We start from the raw sequence: 1,456 nt of genomic DNA, 5'->3' as shown, positions 1-1,456 counted from the left end.
TGGGGCCCGCGCGGGCCCCACACCACCACAGCGCGCAGCGCTCCCAACCGAGAAGGGAGCGCGCAGCCGCGCCCACCCCGTGCGCGGCTGCGCAGCAGCCCGCACGCCACCGGTCCCCGCAGCGCAGCGCAGGGGACCCCACCCCGGCGGCGCGCAGCGCCGCCGCTCCGCTGGCCCCCGGGCGCAGCCCGGAGCACCCCGCTGCGCGGGGGAAACCAGAGAGGAAGCCACCGCCCATGGCCAGGAGTTACTTCGAACAGCCGAGGCAGCAGCCGCACACGCCCTACACCGTGGCACGCGCCGCCCTTGAGTTCCTGGGAGACCAGTGGACCGTGCTGCCCGGCCCGTGGGGGACGACCGGGCACCTGCGCAGCCCGGACCGCATCCCGTTCACCGTCGGTGTGTGCGAGGCCGGACACCTCTACCTGCGCAACGACTCCGCAGGAGACAGCACCCACCTGCCGTACGAGTCCAACGGCGGCGACCCCGCGTTCATCGGCCGGGCGATCGCCGAAGCCATCGGCGGCCTGTACTGACCGGCCCGCCAAGGAGCACGCAGCACGCCAGCCACCGCCCCGTGAGGAGCCGCACCATGCCCGCACGCCCGGAACTCATACGCCCCAACGACGCCGCCATCGAGGCCGCCATGAGCCGCACCCTGACCGCGCTCGCCCTGATGATCCTGGCACTCGGGGACGGGGAACACACGATCAATCTCGTGGCCGAGCGCACCGACGACACGTTCGTCCGGGGACAGGCCGACCTCTCCACCGGCACCGATCCGGTGCGCCTGACCGTGCTGGACGAGACGGACTACGCCGTGCTGCGCACGCTGCTGGTGTTCGCGCTGGAGGGCAGCACGGTGCGCAGTGCCGTCCTGGTCGCCACCACGGCCGCCGAGCCCCGCCCCCGTGCGTGCGGCTGGACCGTACGCGGCGGATGGCTGCACCCCATGGACCCCGCCGAGCTCCAGCAGGCCGTCACCCCCTGCCCCGGTGTCCCCGCCGTGCGGCGCGAGGTCTACCGCGCCCCGGCCCTGCCCCAGATCACCGACAGCGACGAGGAGACCCGCCATGGCTGACACGCCCGCCGTCACCGCGCACGGCTACTGCACCAACACCACCCCGGTCCCGGGCACCATCCGCACCGTCAACGCCAAGAACACCGGCCCGAAGTTCTTCCACCTCCACGGCCGCCGCTACGGCGAATGCCCGTGCGGCAAGGAAGTGTCCCTGACCGAGCGGAACAACCTGCGTCGTCACAAGCCGCCGCAGGAGTAGCCCACAGCCGCCGCCCCCTCCCCGGGGGCGGCCCACCCGGCCAGGTGATCAATGGCTGAGCGCCTGCCGCCCGTCGCCGCCCTTTCCCTCCCCCCTCCCCATCTCCCCCCTCCGCGAAAGCCCTCGCCCGCCCCCAACGCCACCATCTGAACCGAACTCCCTCTGCGCCCCATTCC

Annotated in this window: 3 protein-coding genes; all 3 read left to right on the top strand. The window is 73.4% G+C overall.

The features are described from left to right. The first annotated feature begins 236 nt into the window (after window positions 1-236). The 3 genes from B7L92_RS37725 to B7L92_RS37715 are packed head-to-tail and all read left to right on the top strand — an operon-like array spanning window position 237 to window position 1,280. Window positions 237-536 carry a hypothetical protein gene (locus tag B7L92_RS37725; protein WP_081241605.1) on the top strand — a complete coding sequence of 100 codons (300 nt, stop codon included), beginning with the start codon at window positions 237-239 and terminating at the stop codon, window positions 534-536. 56 nt (window positions 537-592) lie between these two features. Continuing rightward, window positions 593-1,081, top strand: coding sequence for a hypothetical protein (locus B7L92_RS37720; RefSeq protein ID WP_081241604.1), 489 nt, complete (start codon window positions 593-595; stop codon window positions 1,079-1,081). Next, window positions 1,074-1,280, top strand: coding sequence for a hypothetical protein (locus B7L92_RS37715; protein ID WP_081241603.1), 207 nt, complete (start codon window positions 1,074-1,076; stop codon window positions 1,278-1,280). Before B7L92_RS37720 ends, B7L92_RS37715 begins: the two co-directional genes overlap by 8 nt. Window positions 1,281-1,456: the final 176 nt, after the last annotated feature.

Origin of the sequence: Streptomyces viridosporus (assembly GCF_002078235.1) — a bacterium.
Lineage (GTDB): Bacteria > Actinomycetota > Actinomycetes > Streptomycetales > Streptomycetaceae > Streptomyces > Streptomyces viridosporus.
The sequence above is the reverse complement of the archived record's forward strand: the minus strand, read 5'-3'. Positions and strand labels throughout refer to the sequence as shown.

What these genes read in the sequence shown, in the direction of transcription:
- B7L92_RS37720 (WP_081241604.1), top strand. Translation starts at nt 593, where the DNA reads ATGCCCGCACGCCCGGAACTCATACGCCCCAACGACGCCGCCATCGAG.
- B7L92_RS37715 (WP_081241603.1), top strand. Translation starts at nt 1,074, where the DNA reads ATGGCTGACACGCCCGCCGTCACCGCGCACGGCTACTGCACCAACACC.
- B7L92_RS37725 (WP_081241605.1), top strand. Translation starts at nt 237, where the DNA reads ATGGCCAGGAGTTACTTCGAACAGCCGAGGCAGCAGCCGCACACGCCC.